Origin of the sequence: Photorhabdus noenieputensis (assembly GCF_018448935.1) — a bacterium.
GTDB lineage: Bacteria > Pseudomonadota > Gammaproteobacteria > Enterobacterales > Enterobacteriaceae > Photorhabdus > Photorhabdus noenieputensis.
The window spans coordinates 1-283 of sequence record NZ_RCWC01000211.1; the positions used below are offsets into that span (position 1 = coordinate 1).

Here is a 283-nt window from a genome sequence, read left to right on the forward strand (position 1 = left end):
ACCGGCAGGCAGGGTTTCGCTGTGCGCGCCAAAACGCCAGCGTTGCGCCTGTTTCAGGGCTTCTTCCAGCTGGCGAATATAATCACATTGTTGCTGAAGCAGCGCCAGTGCCCGCAGGCGGAACTGGTCGGGGTCATCCAGCGCAATTAAGTCATTGAGCGTCATGCCGACAGTGTACCGGATAATTCCCCGTCGTTATCCGGTAAAAGTGTGACCGGAGTAGCGGAATTAGCTTCGCCAGCCGGACAGGTCATCTCCCTCGACTTGTTGCCAGTGAATGCCG

Annotated in this window: 1 pseudogene; it reads right to left on the bottom strand. The window is 57.2% G+C overall.

The window, feature by feature from the left end:
• Positions 1-165 (bottom strand): annotated as a pseudogene (locus tag EAE91_RS23890) (IS66-like element ISPlu20 family transposase); the annotation flags it as partial.
• Positions 166-283 lie beyond the last annotated feature (118 nt).